This window comes from Bradyrhizobium sp. Unk1, assembly GCF_059512345.1.
Window position 1 is genome coordinate 1 of record NZ_JCAMOP010000155.1, and the last position, 1948, is coordinate 1948.

Genomic DNA, 1948 nt, shown 5'->3' on the forward strand with positions numbered 1-1948 from the left:
TCCTGCCACCCGAAAACCTGCCCGTCCTCGAATGGCTCGGTATCAAAACGTCAAAATCAATGGGATGAACCACTAGCCCCCCGACGAGATCCTGGCTTCCATCGAACGCTTCTGCCGATACAATACTCAAGCCTAGACATCGCAATGTCGCGAATTTCTGGTTCAGGACACTAAAGCAGAATGAGGTGGGTGTGCTGGCATCTGCTCCTTTTTTGATCTTTGCCATGCGTCCGCTGCCGGCGAGCCCGGGTGGATGGTCTCGTTGCTCGATGAGTTGGCCCGACCCTTCTCGAGATTACCGCCTACGAAGAAAACGGCCAACGAAGCCCTCCTCACCCAGCGAACCCGGAAAGATCCCCAGCCGTTCTGATGGCGAGGACACAATGACGCTCGCGCCTGCCATAGGCAATCCGCTCCTCCAGCCCGGGCGGCAGTCGAAAACCCCGGCTGGAAGCTGGGGTTTTCTTTTGTGCTATTATAGGTACCAACTCTCGTAAGCCCCGCGGTGCGATCAGTACAGTGCACCTCACGGATTGATCCGAATTGGCTTCGGCTTCGTTCGGTCCAAGGCTCGATCGTAAGCCGCAGGTGTCGGTTGGTCTGCGCTCCTGCTCCACCTCAATGGATTGGTGGAGATCTCACGTCACATAAAGTCTCCATCCGAGTCGGACTCTGATGAAGGTTCGTCATCGCTCGGCGTTTTGACTTTGGAGAGATACGCCGGAGAATTGGTTGCGCGCTGCCATTCACCATCCCTATATCTCCACTGTCTGGACTGGGTGGGATCAAGTACCATATCATTGCGATCTACATCAACGAAGCCCATTTGTTCTGCACGGGCTCTCGCTTCGTCATTAGCAGGACGCCAGTTCACCAGCGGCCGTTCGCCGTCTTGCCGTAGTTGGTGCTCGAGCAGAATATCGCCGGCGTTGCCGACGAGCGGATGAGCAACCTGAAAATCCACGATTGATGTGACGTTAGTTCGTCCGGGGAACTGTTCTCGCCACCCTTGGCTGGTGAACTCAGTCGCCATAGGAAATCCGGCTTCCGTTCTTTGGAGGCCGACGCTCCTATTTCCTAGTTGGTAGCTGTAATATCGGGCGGCATCAGAATCCCTTCGGATCCCGAAACTGCTAGCGACATCCGCGGTGCGCCTAGCTCTTTCGGACACAAATTCTGAGTATTCCTGCGGATTGTTGGCGATATGATTGATTTCTTCACCATGAAAGCTCCTCACCCGTTCCCGGAATTCGGCTTGGTCGATCTCAATAACGGGAGGTCTTGAAGTGAGGTAATAACTCGGCTGCGAGGATGAGCTGGCACCCGAATCGTGCAATCCCATTCTACCGAGCGCGCCCGCGAAATCGTCGGCGTTCCTGTGCTCCGGGGAGCTTGCGTAATGATACTCATCATCGGATGGAACATCCGACCAATTGTTAATTCGACCGTCCATGACGACCACACTCCTATGGCTGTTACATTGTGTTCAGGTCATTAGACCTGACTCCGCAGATAAGCAGCTTGGCTGTCCGTAAGCTGACGGCAAATAAACGGAAAACTAAATTCGCTGAAACATAGGGCGAGCCGGCGAGAGGGCGCAGTTCGGCACCGCGCTCTCCGGAGCGTCTTCATAACTCGGCCGAACTTGAGATCAGCGGTTCGCGTCCGGTGACGGCCCCTGGTCAGGTCGTCTCGAGCGGGCGGCTGACCGCGCTTATGCGGCGTGAGCGACGTTCTGAGGCCGCCATGACCATGAGCTGTGAGCTTAACAACCACGGGAAGCACCTCGAGCACATTACTTCAACTACTTTCGCCGAGGAGACCGGTTCTCGATCCGTGACAAGTTCCGGCTAAGGCGTCGAGAAATTTTGAGCTAGTGGTTCATCCCATTGATTTTGACGTTTTGATACCGAGCCATTCGAGGACGGGCAGGTTTTCGGGTGGCAGG

The 1948-nt window shown here is 55.4% G+C and carries 2 protein-coding genes; both read right to left on the bottom strand.

Features of this window, described 5'->3' with window-relative positions; genetic code table 11:
* Nucleotides 1-226 (bottom strand): hypothetical protein (locus tag AC5ZFO_RS47810; protein ID WP_496124242.1); only part of this gene is annotated, 226 nt, incomplete at its 3' end.
* A 417-nt stretch (nucleotides 227-643) separates the two neighbouring features.
* On the bottom strand, nucleotides 644-1453 hold the full coding sequence (locus AC5ZFO_RS47815; protein ID WP_282525894.1) for an effector protein NopP: 810 nt from the start codon (nucleotides 1451-1453) through the stop codon (nucleotides 644-646).
* Nucleotides 1454-1948: the final 495 nt, after the last annotated feature.

Excerpts from the sequence above, each read along its gene's own strand:
- AC5ZFO_RS47815 (WP_282525894.1), bottom strand. The coding sequence starts at position 1,453 with ATGGACGGTCGAATTAACAATTGGTCGGATGTTCCATCCGATGATGAG.